We start from the raw sequence: 15,279 nt of genomic DNA on the forward strand, positions 1-15,279 counted from the left end.
AGGGGTCAGGGACGGATGTGGCCGTCTCCCTCGACGATCCAGGTCGTTGTCGTCAGCTCGCTCAATCCCATGGGGCCGCGGGCGTGGAGCTTCTGGGTGGAGATGCCCAGCTCGGCTCCCAGCCCCAGCTGTCCGCCGTCGGTGAAGCGGGTCGAGGCGTTGACCATGACGGCCGCCGAGTCCATGCCGGCGATGAAGTCGTTGATGACGCTCACGTCCTGGGCGAGGACCGCCTCGGTGTGTCCGGTGGTGTGGGCGCGGATGTGGTCGATGGCCTCCTCCAGGCTCTTCACGACGCGCACGGCCAGGTCCAACGAGCCGTACTCGGTGTCCCAGTCGGCCTCAGTGGCCTGGGTCAGGAGGACATCACGTCCAGCGGTCGTCACAGCCTCGGTCAGGATCCGGTGGGCGGTGGGGTCGGCGTGCAGGACGGTGTCCTTGTCCCACAGGGCGCGGGCGGCTGCCGGCAGGTAGGTGGCGGCGACGTCGGCGTGGACCAGGAGCGTCTCGGCGGCGTTGCACACGCCGACGCGCTGGGTCTTGGCGTTGACGATGATGTCCACCGCGGCCTCCAGGTCGGCGCTGGCGTCGACATAGACGTGGCAGTTGCCCGATCCGGTCTCGATAACGGGGACGGTGGACTGCTCGACGACGGTGCGGATGAGCCCGGCCCCTCCCCGCGGCACCAGGGCATCGACCAGTCCGTGGGCGCGCATGAGGGCGCGGGCCCCGTCCCGACCGGCGGCATCGACGCTGGTGACGAGATCTGCGGGCAGTCCCTGCGCCTCCAGGGCGCTGCGCAAGGCCGCGACGATGGCGGCGTTGGAGCCCTGGGCGGCACTGCCCCCGCGCAGGATGATGGCGTTGCCGGACTTGACGGCCAGGGCGGCGGTGTCGACGGTGACGTTGGGGCGGGCCTCGTAGATCATGCCGACGACGCCCAGTGGCACCCGGACCCGACGCACTCGCAGCCCGTTGGGCATGACCGAGCCGTCAACGACCTGGCCCACAGGGTCGGGCAGGGCGGCCACCTCGCGCAGGGAGTCGGCGATGGCCGACAGCCGCCCACTGTCCAGGGCCAGGCGGTCGAGGAGGCCGGCCTTCATCCCGCCCTGGCGTCCGCGCTCCAGGTCGGCGGCGTTGGCCGCGAGGATCGCTTCGCCGTGCTCGGTGAGGCTATGGGCCATGGCCTCCAGGGCGGCGTCCTTGACGGCGCGTGGGGCCCTGGCCAGGCTCCGTTGCGCCACGCGAGCGGAGCGGGCGGTTGCGGTGACGAGCTCGTGGGCCTCAACGTCGTTCATGGGGACACCTTAGAAGACGAGGCCGCTGGTGTCCTCAGACCCCGGCGATGCGGGGCAGCTCAGCCAGATCGTCGCGGTGGATCACGGGAGCCACGTGGTCGGGGGCGGGGGCACCCTCGGCCCGGGCCGCCAGGACCTCGCGCAGCTCGGCTGCGGCGTAGCGGCATATCCCCCGGGCCAGGACACCCTCGGGGCCGACGACGTCGACGACGGAGCCCGACTCGAAGTCGCCGTCGAGACCGGTCAGGCCCGGCAGCAGGAGCGACTTCTTCCCCACGGTCAGGGCCCGGGCCGCCCCGGCGTCGATGAGAACGCGCCCGTCGGGCTGGGAGGCGTGGGCCATCCACAGCCGGCGGCTGGGGCGGTGGGGACCGGTGGGCTCGAACCAGGTGCCCAGGTCTGCGGGAACCTGTTCCTGGCCCAGGAGCGCTGCGGCGTCGTCGGCCCGGGCGATGAGGGTGGTGGTGCCCGAGGCACAGGCGATGGTGGCGGCCTGGAGCTTGGTGGTCATGCCACCGGTTCCCACGAAGGAACCGCGCCCGGAGACACTGACCCCCGCCAGGTCCGCCGAGGAGCGCACGTGGCGGATGGGAGTGGCGCCGGGGGTTCCGGGGCGCGCGGTCCACAGGCCGTCGACGTCGGTGAGAAGCACCAGGACGTCGGCGGTCACCAGGTGGGCCACGAGAGCGGCCAGCCGGTCGTTGTCACCGAGGCTGAACTCGCTGGTGGCCACCGCGTCATTCTCGTTGATGATGGGGACGGCTCCCAGTGAGAGCAGGGAGTCGAAGGTGGCGCGCACCGTGCGGTAGTGGCTGCGGATGGCGACGTCGTGGGCGGTCAGGAGGACCTGGGCGGTCACCAGTCCGTAGGCGCTCATCGCGGTCTCCCAGCGGGCGGCGAGCCGCCCCTGTCCCACGGAGGCGGCCGCCTGCAGGAGGCTGAGCTCGTCGGGGCGCCGGCTCAGCCCCAGGGGCACCAGCCCTGAGGCGACGGCCCCGGAGGAGACCAGGACGACGTCGTGGCCGCGACTGCGCATTCCGGCGATGAGGCCGGCGAGGATATCGATGCGGTTGAGATCGAGCCCGCCGTCGGCGCGTGTCAGGGAGGAGGAACCGACCTTGACCACGACGCGGGCCCCCTCAGGCAGGCGTTCCGGGCGCTCCTGTCCGTGGTCTGAGTCGGCACCGGTTGCTGCTGGAGTCATGGGTTCGCGCCTCAGTCCTCGTCGTCCCCGTGCCAGGAGGCGGCATCGGTCCACAGGCCCTCGGCGGCCTCGTCGCGCAGCTGCTGGCGCGCGGCCTCCTTGGCATCCATCATCTCGTGGTACTGGCTGCGCCGCTCCACGTTGGTCCGACGTCGACTGGTCTCCAGGCGCAGGTCGGTGCCTCGGGCGCCCAGCAGCTCGGGGCCGGTGGTCATCGTGGGCTCCCAGGTGAAGAGCACTCCCCCGTCGACCTCGCCGATGAGGACGGTGTCGCCGGCGTGGGCGCCGGCCTTGACGAGCTCGTCCTCGACCCCGGCCGCGGCCAGGCGGTCGGCGAGGTAGCCGACGGCCTCGTCATTGGTGAAGTCGGTCTGACGCACCCAGCGCTCGGGGCGCTGCCCGCGGACCTGGTAGACCTGACCCTCGCTGGGATGGGCCAGCAGACGCACCTGGGCGACGCTCTCCTTCTCCCGCCGCCCGACCGCCGCGGGCCGGATGACGGGACGCGCCTCACCGGAGCCGTCGGTCCCAGCGGACTCACCGTCACGCTGGGACGTGGCAGGAGCGGCCTTCCGGGCCCGCTCGACCTCCCCGGCCAGGGCGAAGGACAGGGGGCGCAGCCCCGTGTGCGCGACCGCGGAGATGATGTGGACAGGCAGTTCCCGGGCCTCGATGTCGGCGCGCACGAACTCGGCGAGCTCGGCGGCGTCGGGGACATCGACCTTGTTGAGCACCACGATGCGGGGGCGCTCCATGAGGGGGACCCGGCCGGTGAGGGAGGGGTCGTCCTCCTGCTCGCCGAGGCGCTCGGAGTAGGCCGCGAGCTCGGCCTCAATGGTGTCCAGGTCGGAGAGGGGGTCGCGGCCCGGCTCGAGGGTGGCGCAGTCCAGGACGTGGACGATGACGGCGCAGCGCTCGATGTGCCGCAGGAAGTCAAGTCCCAGACCTTTGCCCTGGGAGGCTCCGGGGATGAGTCCGGGGACGTCGGCGATGGTGTAGCGCACGTCGCCGGCCTCGACGACCCCGAGGTTGGGGACGAGGGTCGTGAAGGGGTAGTCGGCGATCTTGGGGCGGGCGGCGCTCATGGCGGCGATGAGGGAGGACTTGCCGGCGCTGGGGTAGCCCACCAGGGCGACGTCGGCAATGGTCTTGAGCTCCAAGGTGATGTCCTGGGCCTGACCGGGCTCTCCCAGGAGGTGGAAGCCGGGGGCCTTGCGCTTGGAGGAGGCCAGGGAGAAGTTGCCGCGTCCGCCGGTGCCACCCTGGGCGACGACGACGCTGGTGCCCTCCCCCACGAGGTCGGCGATGACCTGACCGCGCGAGTCCTTGACGACGGTGCCCTCGGGAACGGGCAGGACGAGGTTCTTGCCGTCGGTACCGCGGCGCCAGTCCCCCATGCCGGGGGTGCCGTTGCCGGCCCGCTGGTGCGGGGAGCGGTGGTAGCTCAGCAGGGTCGTCACCCGGGGGTCGACCGTCAGGACGACGTCACCGCCATGACCGCCGTCGCCGCCGTCGGGCCCGGCCAGGGGCTTGAACTTCTCACGGTGCACGGAGGTGCAACCGTTGCCGCCGTCGCCGCCGGCCACGTGGAGGACCACTCGGTCAATGAAGCTGGGCATGGGGTCTCCTGTGAGTCCGGGATAGCGCGAGAGGGCGGACGGCAGGTGCCGTCCGCCCTCTCGCGACGTGTTGATGTGCTCGGGGCTCAGGCCTCGGGGAGCACGACGTTGACGACCCGGCGACCGCGGAAGGTGCCGAACTCGACGTTACCGGCGGCGGTGGCGAACAGGGTGTCGTCGTTGCCGCGGCCGACGTTGCGGCCCGGGTGGAAGTGGGTGCCGCGCTGGCGGACGATGATCTCGCCGGCCTTGACGAACTGGCCGCCGAAGCGCTTGACGCCGAGGCGCTGCGCGTTGGAGTCGCGGCCGTTACGGGAGGAACCAAGACCCTTCTTGTGTGCCATGGTTGAAGGCTTCTTTCTTCTCGAGCGTGTGCGTTCAGGATGCCCGCGTACTGGCTGACGCCGGGGCGGTCACTTGATGGCGGTGACCTTGACGGCCGTCAGCTGAGCGCGGTGGCCCTGGCGCTTGCGGAAGCCGGTCTTGTTCTTGAACTTGAGGATGTTGATCTTGGGGCCCTTCTCGTCGCCGATGATCTCGGCGGTGACGGAGGACTTGGCCAGATCGGCGGCAGAGGTGGTCACCTTGTCGCCGTCCACCAGCATGACGGGGGCGAGGGTGACCTCGTCGCCGATCTCACCAGCAAGCTTGTCGACAACCACGACGTCGCCGACGGAGACCTTCTCCTGACGGCCGCCGGCCTTGACGATCGCGTAGACCACTTGAATGCTCATCTCTGTAGATTCTTCGAAAGGCTCTCACTCGCTGCAAGACCGGGATCGGCCTCGCCGGGAGGGCCCTGTCTGGGCAATGGCGCAAGAAGCACCGGCAGATAACTCTAGGCGATCATGTCGCCAGCACCAACCTCCGATCCGCCCCGCCCCCTGTGTTCTTGGGCACGGAGACGTCGTCAGGCCGACTCCTCCGGGGTGTCTGAAGAATTCTCCGGTGAGGGCGCGGCGCTCTTGGCCGTGGCCCGCCGTCGCGTTCTCCTCGCCGGCTTGTCCTCGGCCGGCTCCGGCGGCGCCTCGCCGGGCTGCGGCTCAGCGGGGTCCTCGGAGGTCGCGGCAGCCTTCTTCTCGGCCTTCTTGCCGGTCTTCCTCCCCGACTTCTTGTCCGCCTTGTCGCCCTTCTTCTCACTGGACTTCTTCGCCGGCTTCTTGTCAGCCGCCTTCCTCGACCGGCTCTTGACCGGCTTGTCCTCGACCGGGGCATCCGAAGCATCCTGGCCATCGGCGGGCTGCCCGTTCTCCGCGGTCTGCGTTGCAGCGTCGGCGGTGTCACTCACGCCGGCCTCTGGGGCCTCAACGGCCCCCTGATCCTCATGAGACTCCTGCCCCTCCTGCTGGCTGTCCTTGTGAGCCTGCTCGGCGGCGGCCGCGATCTGAGCCAGGGCTCCGCGCACTGCCGCCCGGGCCTCATCGTCGGCTCCGGGTTCTGGCGATGCGGCGACGTCGCGCCCTGCCGATGCCTTGCCGCGACCGGAGCCCTTGGAACTCTTGGAGCCCTTGGTCTCCTGAGAGTCCTGCTTAGTCTCCTTCTTGCCCCCGCCGGCAGCCTGCTCCTCACGGTTCTTGCGTCCGCGCGAGCGCCCGCCCCCGCGCGAGGCTGAGGCCGACATGTCGACCTGCTGGTTCTCCACGGGCTCGTCGTGAACGATGAAGCCCCGGCCCTTGCAGTGCTCGCAGGTGGTGGAGAAGGCCTCGACCAGGCCCTGCCCCACCCGTTTGCGGGTCATCTGGACCAGTCCCAGCGAGGTGACCTCGGTGACCTGATGGCGTGTCCGGTCGCGCCCCAGGCACTCCACGAGCCGGCGCAGCACGAGGTCCCGGTTGGACTCCAGGACCATGTCGACGAAGTCGATGACGACCATGCCGCCGATGTCGCGCAGGCGCAGCTGGCGGACGATCTCCTCGGCGGCCTCCAGGTTGTTGCGGGTGACGGTCTCCTCCAGCGTGCCCCCCGCGCCGGTGAACCGCCCGGTGTTGACGTCGATGACGGTCATCGCCTCGGTTCGGTCGATGACCAGGGTGCCGCCGCTGGGGAGCCAGACCTTGCGGTCGAAGCCCTTGGCGAGCTGCTCGTCGACGCGGTGGGCGGCGAAGACGTCCTCGGGCCCGACCCAGTGCTCGAGGCGCTCGGACAGATCCGGGCTGACCTCGTCGATGTACTGCGAGATCGTGGACCAGGTGTTGTCCCCGGAGACGACGAGCTTGCGGAAGTCCTCGTTGAAGACGTCGCGGATGACTCTCACGGCGAGCTCGGGCTCACCCTTGAGCAGGACGGGGGCCTTGCCGCTGCCCTTCATGACGGAGGACGCCTTCTTGTCGATGGCCTCCCACTGGGCCACGAGGCGCTCGACGTCGGCGGTCAGCTGCTCCTGGGTGGCCCCCTCCGCGGCGGTGCGCACGATGACTCCGGCCGAGTCGGGCACGATCCGCTTGAGGATCTTCTTCAGGCGGCTGCGCTCGGTATCCGGCAGCTTGCGCGAGATGCCTGTCATGGTGCCGCCGGGGACCAGGACCAGGTATCGGCCCGCCAGGGTGATCTGACTGGTGAGCCGGGCGCCCTTGTGGCCGATGGGGTCCTTGGTGACCTGGACCAGGACGGTGTCGCCACTGGAGAGGGCGTCCTCGATACGGCGGGGCCTGCCCTCCAAGCCGGCGGCGTCCCAGTTGACCTCGCCGGCGTAGAGGACGGCGTTGCGCCCCTTGCCCAGATCCACGAAGGCGGCCTCCATGGAGGGCAGGACGTTCTGAACCCGGCCGACGTAGACATTGCCGACCATGGAGGTCTGGGTGTGCCGGGAGACGTAGTGCTCCACGAGGAGCCCGTCCTCCAGGACGGCGATCTGGTTGAGACCGTCGGACTCGCGCACGATCATCTGCCGGTCCACGGACTCGCGACGGGCCAGGAACTCGGCCTCGGTGACGATGGGACGACGGCGCCCGGCCGCCCTGCCCTCGCGGCGGCGCTGACGTTTGGCCTCCAGGCGGGTGGATCCCTTGAGGGCGGTCACCTCGTCACGCAGGTCGCCCCCCTCCGAGCGGGTACGGGAGCGACGTCGCCGGCGGCGCGATCCGGACACGGTACTCGTGGCGGCCTCCGCGACGGCATCGGAGGAGGTCTCACGCGAGGGAGCCTCATCGGCGCTGTCATCCTCCGCGGCCTGCGACTCATCATCGGCGTCGGCGCGCGTCGGGTCTTCGCCACGCGAGCGCGAGCGCCGACCGCGCCCACCACGGCGCCGCTTGCGGCGGGCCCCGCCCTCGTGGGCGTCCTCCGAAGAATCGGCCCGGGCCTCATCGGTCCCGTCAGCACTGTCAGTGCCATCGGCCTCTGAGACCTCAGCGGGCTCGGCGTCGGCCTCGTCGTGGGAGGAGTCCTCGCGGCGCTCCTGCGGGGTCCCGGTACCGGCGGCAGCCCGCCGACGCCGACGGCCGCGACCACCACTGCGGTCGGCACGGGAGGACTCGGACTCAGCATCCTCGTCATGTCCCTGGGCACCGGTCCGCGCGTCGGCGTCCCCCTCATCCGCCTCGTCCTTGGCTCCCTGGTGACGCGAGGCAGTCGGCGCCTCCTGGGGAGCGGCGCTCGCCGCGGTGACCCGACGACGCCGACGGGCCCGGCTGGGGTCGGGGGCCTGGAACAGGAGCGAGGCGGCAGGAAGCCGGGGAACCTGGAGGTCCTCCTCCTCATCGAGGTTCGTGCCGGCGGGCTCGTCGCCCTCGTGGGGCTGGTCGGATTCCTCGTCGTCGGTCTCGTCGATCTCAGCCGCCCCCTCGACCTGGTCCTCGAGATCCTCCTGCGCGGCTTCGTCCCTCGATGCATCCTCGGTCACGCCCGGCTCGTCAGGCTCGTCGGCCTCGACGGCGACACGGGCCTCGGCGGCGGGAGCCTCCTCAGGAGCGGCGGAGGCCGCGACAACCTTCCGGCGCCGACGCGGCGGGACCGGCTCAGCCACAGGAGCTGCCGGGGCCTGCTGCACACCGGGTTCCTCAAGGCCGGAGGTGGTGACGGTCTCCGAACTCCCCGCCGAACCGGGCTGCTCGGCAACGGGGGCCTGTGCGGGGGCGGCCGCGGCCGCGGTGACCCTGCGGCGGCGGCGCGGAGCCGGGGAGCTCACGACCTCACCGTCGCCGTGCTCGAAGGATTCTGTTGATTCTGATGTGGTGCGACGTGCCATGGGGCTTGCACTCTCCGGGGCCGACGCCGTCGCCGTACCCTCGACGCGTCAGCGCGGTTGTGCCCCCTAGCGGGAGCAGCGAAAAAGTCTTGAGCGCACCCGCGAGGGCGCACGCCTCACCTGACGTCCACTCAGACCGGGCTCGCAGCGGCGCATCTCAGGCGGCGCAAGGTCCTCGGACAGGGACGGTCGTAAGGCGCGGCTTCAGGTACTGGTACGAGGCACCCGACGCCGACTCGAAGTATCCCACACAAACGCCGAGATGCGCTTGTGCGACTCATGGCGCCCTCGATCTGCGTTCACGTTGCCCTCATCACGCCCCCAGCAGGCACCCACGAGAAAAGAACCGGTCGGACCGCATGCTGCGACACCTTCACACGCCACACGTTTCACGACATGACGTCATGGTTGCCTTATAATACTCCTATTGACCTGTAGGACGATCTACAGAGCAACCTATCGATCTCATCACCATCTCCGAAAGGTGGCGCGGATGGCCATCTCTCCTATGGCGCTGGACTCTCTGGATCTAGCGCGCTGGCAGTTCGGTATCACCACTGTCTACCACTTCATCCTGGTTCCGCTGACCATCGGGCTGTCCCCGCTGGTGGCTCTCATGGAGACGCTGTGGCGCAGGACCGGTAACAAGCAGTGGCTCGTGGCTACCAAGTTCTTCGGCAAGATCCTGCTCATCAACTTCGCGCTCGGCGTGGCCACCGGCATCGTTCAGGAGTTCCAGTTCGGCATGAACTGGTCGGAGTACTCCAGGTTCGTCGGCAACATCTTCGGCGCCCCCCTCGCCTTCGAGGCCCTGCTGGCCTTCTTCATGGAGTCCGTCTTCCTGGGCCTGTGGATCTTCGGATGGGACCGTCTGTCTCCCAGGCTGCACAACCTGTGCATGTGGGCTGTGGCCGCCGGCACGAACTTCTCCGCCTTCTTCATCCTCACCGCCAACTCCTGGATGCAGCACCCGGTGGGCGCCGTCGTCAATCCCAAGACGGGGCGCGCCGAGCTCGACGGGGTGAGCGGCTTCCTCAAGCTCCTGTCCAACGAGCTGGTGTGGGCCACCGTGCTGCACGTCATCTCCTCGGCTCTACTGGTGGCCGCGGCCGTCGTCATGGGCGTGTCCGTGTGGTGGATGGTCAAGGCCGCCCAGGCCAAGCAGGACTTCGAGGCGCGTGAGCTGTGGCGGCGGGTCGCCCGTTTCGGGGCCATCACCATGGTGGCCGCGGGTCTGGTCACCGCCGGCACGGGCCACATGCAGGGTCAGCTGGTCGCCGAGTACCAGCCGGCCAAGATGGCCGCTGCCGAGGGTCTGTGCCACACCGAGGCCGGAGCCCCCTTCACCGTGGCCGCCTTCGGGGACTGCAAGAACGAGGACGGCATGGTCCGGTTCATCTCGGTTCCCGGTGTCTACTCCTTCATGGCCACCAACGACTTCAACGCCAAGCTCACTGGGCTCAAGGAGGCCGGCGACACCTACGCCAAGCAGTACGGCACCACCGATGCGCGCGGCAACGCCGTCGACTACAGCCCCAACATCATGGTCAACTTCTGGTCCTTCCGCCTCATGATCGGGCTGGGCATGGCCTCCATGGGCCTGGGGGCCCTGGCCCTGTGGCTGACCCGCTCCAACAGGCTCATCTCCCGCCCGGTTCTGGGCAAGGCGGCACTGGCAACCATGTGGCTGCCCTTCATCGCCTGCTCCTTCGGGTGGATCTTCCGTGAGATGGGCCGTCAGCCCTGGGTCATCGTCCCCAACCTGTCCGATCCGGTCTCCCAGGTCTACATGCTCACCGCCGACGGCGTCTCCTCCGTGGTCTCCTCGGGCACGGTGCTGGCCTCCATGGTCATCTTCACCCTGCTGTATGCCGCACTCGGAGTGGTCTGGTTCGTGCTGCTGCGCCGCTACATCCGTGAAGGGGTGCGCACCCCGGTGCCGGACAAGACCGGCACGTCTGAGCAGACCGATCAGGACGGCAAGGAGACGGACTCCAGCGACGACTCCAATGACTCCTCCGAGGCCGCCCCGGCCCTGTCCTTCGCCTACTGAGCCGAGGAAGGTAGAAAACCCATGACACTGAGCATCCTCTGGTTCATCCTCATCGCCGTCCTGTGGATCGGCTACCTCACCCTGGAGGGCTTCGACTTCGGCGTCGGCATGATTCTGAAGATCCTGGGCCGCGACGAGCGCGAGCGGCGCGCGACACTGGCCACGATCGGCCCCCACTGGGACGGCAACGAGGTATGGCTGCTGACTGCCGGCGGCGCGACCTTCGCCGCCTTCCCCGAGTGGTACTCCACCCTGTTCTCCGGGGCCTACATCGTCCTGTTCATCATTCTGCTGTGCCTCATCGTGCGCGTGTGCGCCATCGAGTGGCGCCCCAAGGTCAACTCCCAGACCTGGCGCGACCGCTGGGACTGGGTCCACACGATCAGCGCCTGGCTGCCCTCCATCCTGTGGGGAGTGGCCTTCGCGAACCTGGTTCAGGGCATGCACATCGAGGTCGTCCAGATCTCCAACGGCGCCGTCGTCCCGGCCGACCAGGTGCCGGCCGACTCCCTGGTGCCCGGTGCCGCCCACCAGATCACCGGGGGCCTGCTCACCATGGTGACTCCCTTCACTCTGCTGGGCGGAGCCGTCACCTGCCTGCTCTTCCTCAACCACGGTGCGCTCTTCGTGGCCCTCAAGACCACCGGGGATCTGTCGCAGCGCGCGCTGCGGATGTCACGCCGCCTCGCCCCGGCGGCCACCGCGGTCACCGCCGCCTGGGCCCTGTGGGCGCAGCTGGCCTACTCGGGCAGCGCTCTGTCCTGGATTCCGCTGGTCATCGCCGCCGCCGGACTGATCGGCTCTCTGCTCATGGGACGCTCCGGGAACGAGGGACGGGCCTTCGCCCTGCACTTCGTGGGGATCGCCTTCGCCGTCGTCTTCATCTTCGCCGCGATGGCCCCCAACGTCATGCGCTCCTCGGTGGACCCGGCCTACTCGCTGACGATCCAGCAGGCCGCGAGCGCCGACACGACACTGCTCATCATGAGCGTCGCCGCGGCGGTGTTCGTCCCCGGGGTCCTGGCCTACACGATCTGGAGCTACAAGGTCTTCGCCTCGCGCATCAGCGTTGAGAGCATCAATCCCGACGAGGGCGGGTTGCACCCCACGCTGGTGCGCGACTCGACGCAGCCCGAGGCGCACTTCGGGTACTGACGGACAGCGCGATGCATCGGCCGGGGGTCTCCGGGCCCTTGGACCTACTCCCCTATCCTTGAGCAGGTGAAGCCCCTCGATCCCCGGCTGATGCGTTACGCACGCTCCGCCCGCCGATACATCGCCGCCACCGCCGTCACCGGAATGGTGACCGCCGTGCTGGTGGTGGTTCAGGCCTTCCTCATCTCCGGTGCGGTCTCCTCGGTCATCTCCGAGGGGGCCGCACCGTCTGCCGTCAGGGCACTGGCGGTGGCTCTGGGCGGGGTGCTGGCGGCCAGGGCCCTGGTGGTCCTGCTCCAGGAGGTTCATGCCCACCGGTCCGCCACGGAGACCATCGTTGAGCTGCGTCGTCTGGTTCTGGAGCACGCGGCCCGACTAGGCCCCCGGTGGCAGGCGATTCACGGGACGCAGACGGCCACTCTTCTGACTCGCGCGCTGGACGACCTCGAGCCCTACTTCACCCGCTACCTTCCCCAGCTGGTGCTGGCCTCGACGGTGACACCGGCCACGGTGCTGGTGCTCCTCACCCAGGACTGGTCGGCCGCGGTGGCCGTGGTGTGCACCTTGCCCCTCATTCCGATCTTCATGATCCTCATCGGCAGGATGACTCAGTCCGTCTCCCAGGAGCGTCTCAAGACCATGCAGGTCTTGGGCGATCAGGTGCTCGATCTCATCTCGGGCCTGCCCACGCTCAAGGCCCTCGGGCGCGAGCGGGGACCGGTCGAGCAGGTGCGCTCCTTGAGCAGCTCCTACCGGCGCACCACCATGTCGACCTTGCGGGTCGCCTTCCTGTCGGGGGCGGTCCTGGAGTTCATCACGACGCTGTCGGTGGCGATCATCGCCGTCCAGATCGGGTTCCGGCTCGTGGCCGGACGCATGGACCTGTTCACCGGTCTGCTCGTCCTCATGGTGGCCCCTGAGGTCTATCAGCCGCTGCGGCAGGTGGGTTTCCAGTTCCACGCCTCGGCCAACGGGGTGGCGGCGGCGAACGCGGTCTTCGAGGTTCTTCAGACCCCGGTGCCCGAGCACGGCGACCTGCCGGCCCCCGACCTGCGCTCGTCGACGATCGAGCTCGATGAGGTGTCCGTCGCCTCCCGGGGCGCGTGGGCCCCCGCCGGGCTCAGTGCCTCGATCCGGCCGGGCAGCCTGGTGGCGCTGACCGGCCCGTCAGGTGCGGGCAAGACGACGACGACGCAGGTCCTCCTCGGCCTGCTGCCCCCCGACCGGGGGCGGGTGAGGATCGTGCCGGACGGCGGCGCCCCCAGCGGCGTCGTCGACCTCGCCCAGATCGATCCGGCCACCTGGTGGGAGCAGATCGCCTGGGTGCCCCAGCGCCCCACCATCACCCCGGGCACGGTGCTGGACAACGTCCTGGATCAGGTCGGGCCGGGAGCCGCGGCGGCAGAGGACGTGCCCGACGTACTGGTCGAGGCGGCCCGGGCCACGGGCTTCGATGAGGTCGTCGACGGCCTGCCGCAGGGCTGGTGGACCCCGGTGGGCAGTGCAGGTGTGGGACTGTCCGTGGGGCAGCGCCAGCGTCTGGCCCTGACCCGTGCCCTGTGCTCGACGGCGCCCCTGGTGGTCATGGATGAGCCGACCGCACACCTGGACGCGGCCAGTGAGGCCCACGTCCTGGACGCAGTCCGTGCGCTGCACGCCTCGGGGCGCACGGTGGTGGTCATTGCGCACCGTCCTGCGCTCATGGCCCTGGCCGAGCAGACCATCGCCGTGACGAGCCAACCGGTACCGCCGGCGGACATCGCACCTGACCGGACACCTGACCAGGTATCTGCCCATGAGGCGGCAATGGCGCAGGAGGAGGCCCTGTGAGCACGGCAAGCACATTGACCCCTGAGCCCCCTGAGCCCCCTGAGAACCCCGCGAACCCCGCACATCCGACTGCCTCCGCCCTCTCCCCCGCGCTGTCCGCTGATGAGCGACGCTCCCTGCGCCGGGCGGTGGGACTGCTGAACCTGGACCGCTCACGCTTCATCCTGGCCGTAGTCGCCGGGACGGCGGGTATGGCCTCGGCCGTGTCCCTGTCCGGGGTGGCGGCCTGGCTCATTGCGCGGGCCTCACAGATGCCCGACGTCGTCGCGCTGGGGGTTGCGCCGGTGGCGGTGCGGCTCTTCGGCATCTCACGCTCCGTGCTGCGCTACTGCGAGCGGCTCGTCTCCCATGACACCGCCCTGAGAGGCATGGGCGCTCTGCGCACCCGCCTCTACAAGTCCTTGGCCTCAGCCCGCACCGACACGGTTGCGGGCCTGCGCCGCGGCGACGTCCTGGCGCGAGTGGGCAGCGACATCGACGCGGTCGGGGATCTCGTGGTGCGCGCCTATCTGCCGGCGGCTGTCGCCGCCGTCCTGGGCGCAGCCACATGTCTCGGCGTCGGCGTGGTCTACTGGCCGGCGGGCCTCATCCTGCTGGCCTGTCTGCTGCTGTCGGGACTGGTGGGCCCGTTGGCCACCATCCGTTCGGCGAGAATCGCCGAGCAGGCCCGTCAGAGGCAGGCCACTGAGCTGTCCACGGAGGTGCTGGCGGTCCTGGAGGGGGCCCCCGAGCTGTCCGTCTCCGGGCGTCTGGCCGGCTCGATGCGCCAGGTCGCCTCCCGGGAGGAGAGCCTGACCCGTCTGCGGGACCGGGCCGCGGTACCGGCCGCGATCGCGGCGGCCGTGGACATGGCCGCCATGGGCCTGGCGGTCCTGGGAAACCTGGTGGTGGGGGTGAGCGCCGTGTCCTCCGGGCAGCTGGCCCCGGTCTGGCTGGCAGTGATCGTCCTGGTTCCACTGGCCGCCTTCGAGGCCACCTCAGCGCTCGGCCCGGCCAGCGTGCAGCTGGTCAGATCGGCCGGCGCCGCCTGCCGCATCGTGGAGCTCATCGAGGCCGCTGAAGCCAGTGCCGCCAGCGGCTCCGCGACGTCCTCCGCGCCTCTGGAGCTGCCCGAGCCCTCTGCCCAGGGCCCGTACCTCAAGGCACGGGGTCTGGCGGTGGGCTGGCCGGGCGGCCCGGTGGTGGCCGAGGACATCGACCTGGATCTGCGGGTCGGTCACCGAGTGGCGATCGTGGGGCCGTCGGGGATCGGCAAGTCGACACTGCTGGCCACGCTGGCGGGGCTGCTGGAGCCTCGGGGCGGCACGCTGACGCTCGACGGCGTCCCCCCGTGGCAGGCGGACCACTCAGAGGTGGCGGCCCGGGTGTGCCTGACCGCGGAGGACGCGCACGTCTTCCACACCAGCGTCCTGGAGAACCTGCGCGTGGCGCGCGGGGACGTCACCCCCGCCGAGGCCGGCGAGCTGCTGAGGCGGGCCGGCCTGGGGAGGTGGCTCGAGGCTCTTCCCGAGGGAGTTGAGACCATCATCGGCACCGATGCCACCACACTGTCAGGTGGGGAGCGGCGTCGGCTCCTGCTCGCCCGGGCCCTGGCGGCTCCGGCTCCCCTGATGCTGCTGGACGAGCCCGGTGAGCATCTCGATGCCCTCACCGCGGACCGGCTCGTGACCGACCTGCTGACAGCGGGCGACCAGGGCCGCGGCACTCTCCTGGTCACCCATCGTCTCAGCGCCCTGGAGCACGCCGATGAGGTCCTCGTCATGGGACGCCGGCCGCAGGCCATCGGCGAGCAGGCCCCGGCGACTATCCTGCACCGAGGCAGCCACCGCGAGCTCCAGGACGTCTCCGAGACCTACCGGTGGTCGCTCTCCCAGGAGGATCAGGACAGGCAGCAGGACCACGTATCCGGTACGAGCTGAACGAGCTGAGCA

The 15,279-nt window shown here is 70.0% G+C and carries 10 protein-coding genes; 4 read left to right on the forward strand and 6 right to left on the reverse strand.

Features of this window, described 5'->3' with window-relative positions:
* Nucleotides 1-5: 5 nt before the first annotated feature.
* The 6 genes from AB7V09_RS05185 to AB7V09_RS05210 all read right to left on the reverse strand — a co-directional run bounded on the left by AB7V09_RS05185 (nt 6) and on the right by AB7V09_RS05210 (nt 8,310).
* Entirely contained in the window at nt 6-1,301 is a 1,296-nt protein-coding gene (locus AB7V09_RS05185; protein WP_419143128.1) for a glutamate-5-semialdehyde dehydrogenase, read from the reverse strand.
* Between the two features lie 34 nt (nt 1,302-1,335).
* Nucleotides 1,336-2,505, reverse strand: coding sequence for a glutamate 5-kinase (gene proB / locus AB7V09_RS05190; protein WP_419143129.1), 1,170 nt, complete (start codon nt 2,503-2,505; stop codon nt 1,336-1,338).
* Nucleotides 2,506-2,516: 11 nt separating this feature from the next.
* Entirely contained in the window at nt 2,517-4,124 is a 1,608-nt protein-coding gene (gene obgE, locus AB7V09_RS05195) for a GTPase ObgE (protein WP_279014782.1), read from the reverse strand.
* Nucleotides 4,125-4,210: 86 nt separating this feature from the next.
* On the reverse strand, nt 4,211-4,468 hold the full coding sequence (rpmA, locus tag AB7V09_RS05200; protein ID WP_003785909.1) for a 50S ribosomal protein L27: 258 nt from the start codon (nt 4,466-4,468) through the stop codon (nt 4,211-4,213).
* Nucleotides 4,469-4,537: 69 nt separating this feature from the next.
* Nucleotides 4,538-4,858, reverse strand: a complete 321-nt coding sequence (gene rplU, locus AB7V09_RS05205; RefSeq protein WP_004565174.1) for a 50S ribosomal protein L21 — start codon at nt 4,856-4,858, stop codon at nt 4,538-4,540.
* A gap of 176 nt (nt 4,859-5,034) precedes the next feature.
* Nucleotides 5,035-8,310: an Rne/Rng family ribonuclease gene (locus AB7V09_RS05210; protein ID WP_419143130.1), complete on the reverse strand. Its 3,276-nt coding sequence runs from the start codon at nt 8,308-8,310 to the stop codon at nt 5,035-5,037.
* 493 nt (nt 8,311-8,803) lie between these two features.
* Between AB7V09_RS05210 and AB7V09_RS05215 the strand changes: the two genes are divergently transcribed.
* From AB7V09_RS05215 to cydC, 4 genes are all read left to right on the forward strand, one after another.
* Entirely contained in the window at nt 8,804-10,363 is a 1,560-nt protein-coding gene (locus AB7V09_RS05215; protein WP_075415048.1) for a cytochrome ubiquinol oxidase subunit I, read from the forward strand.
* Nucleotides 10,364-10,384: 21 nt separating this feature from the next.
* Nucleotides 10,385-11,518, forward strand: coding sequence for a cytochrome d ubiquinol oxidase subunit II (cydB, locus tag AB7V09_RS05220; protein ID WP_419143131.1), 1,134 nt, complete (start codon nt 10,385-10,387; stop codon nt 11,516-11,518).
* A gap of 66 nt (nt 11,519-11,584) precedes the next feature.
* Nucleotides 11,585-13,348, forward strand: a complete 1,764-nt coding sequence (gene cydD, locus AB7V09_RS05225) for a thiol reductant ABC exporter subunit CydD (protein WP_419143132.1) — start codon at nt 11,585-11,587, stop codon at nt 13,346-13,348.
* On the forward strand, nt 13,345-15,267 hold the full coding sequence (cydC, locus tag AB7V09_RS05230; protein ID WP_419143133.1) for a thiol reductant ABC exporter subunit CydC: 1,923 nt from the start codon (nt 13,345-13,347) through the stop codon (nt 15,265-15,267). The genes cydD and cydC overlap by 4 nt, the downstream gene beginning before the upstream one ends.
* Nucleotides 15,268-15,279: the final 12 nt, after the last annotated feature.

Source organism: Actinomyces sp. SKVG-SVH-4(1) (assembly GCF_048514265.1).
Taxonomy (GTDB): domain Bacteria; phylum Actinomycetota; class Actinomycetes; order Actinomycetales; family Actinomycetaceae; genus Actinomyces; species Actinomyces oris.

Coding starts and splice junctions, on each gene's coding strand:
- AB7V09_RS05215 (WP_075415048.1), top strand. CDS start 8,804: ATGGCCATCTCTCCTATGGCGCTGGACTCTCTGGATCTAGCGCGCTGG.
- AB7V09_RS05210 (WP_419143130.1), bottom strand. CDS start 8,310: ATGGCACGTCGCACCACATCAGAATCAACAGAATCCTTCGAGCACGGC.
- rpmA (WP_003785909.1), bottom strand. CDS start 4,468: ATGGCACACAAGAAGGGTCTTGGTTCCTCCCGTAACGGCCGCGACTCC.
- cydB (WP_419143131.1), top strand. CDS start 10,385: ATGACACTGAGCATCCTCTGGTTCATCCTCATCGCCGTCCTGTGGATC.
- rplU (WP_004565174.1), bottom strand. CDS start 4,858: ATGAGCATTCAAGTGGTCTACGCGATCGTCAAGGCCGGCGGCCGTCAG.
- obgE (WP_279014782.1), bottom strand. CDS start 4,124: ATGCCCAGCTTCATTGACCGAGTGGTCCTCCACGTGGCCGGCGGCGAC.
- AB7V09_RS05185 (WP_419143128.1), bottom strand. CDS start 1,301: ATGAACGACGTTGAGGCCCACGAGCTCGTCACCGCAACCGCCCGCTCC.
- proB (WP_419143129.1), bottom strand. CDS start 2,505: ATGACTCCAGCAGCAACCGGTGCCGACTCAGACCACGGACAGGAGCGC.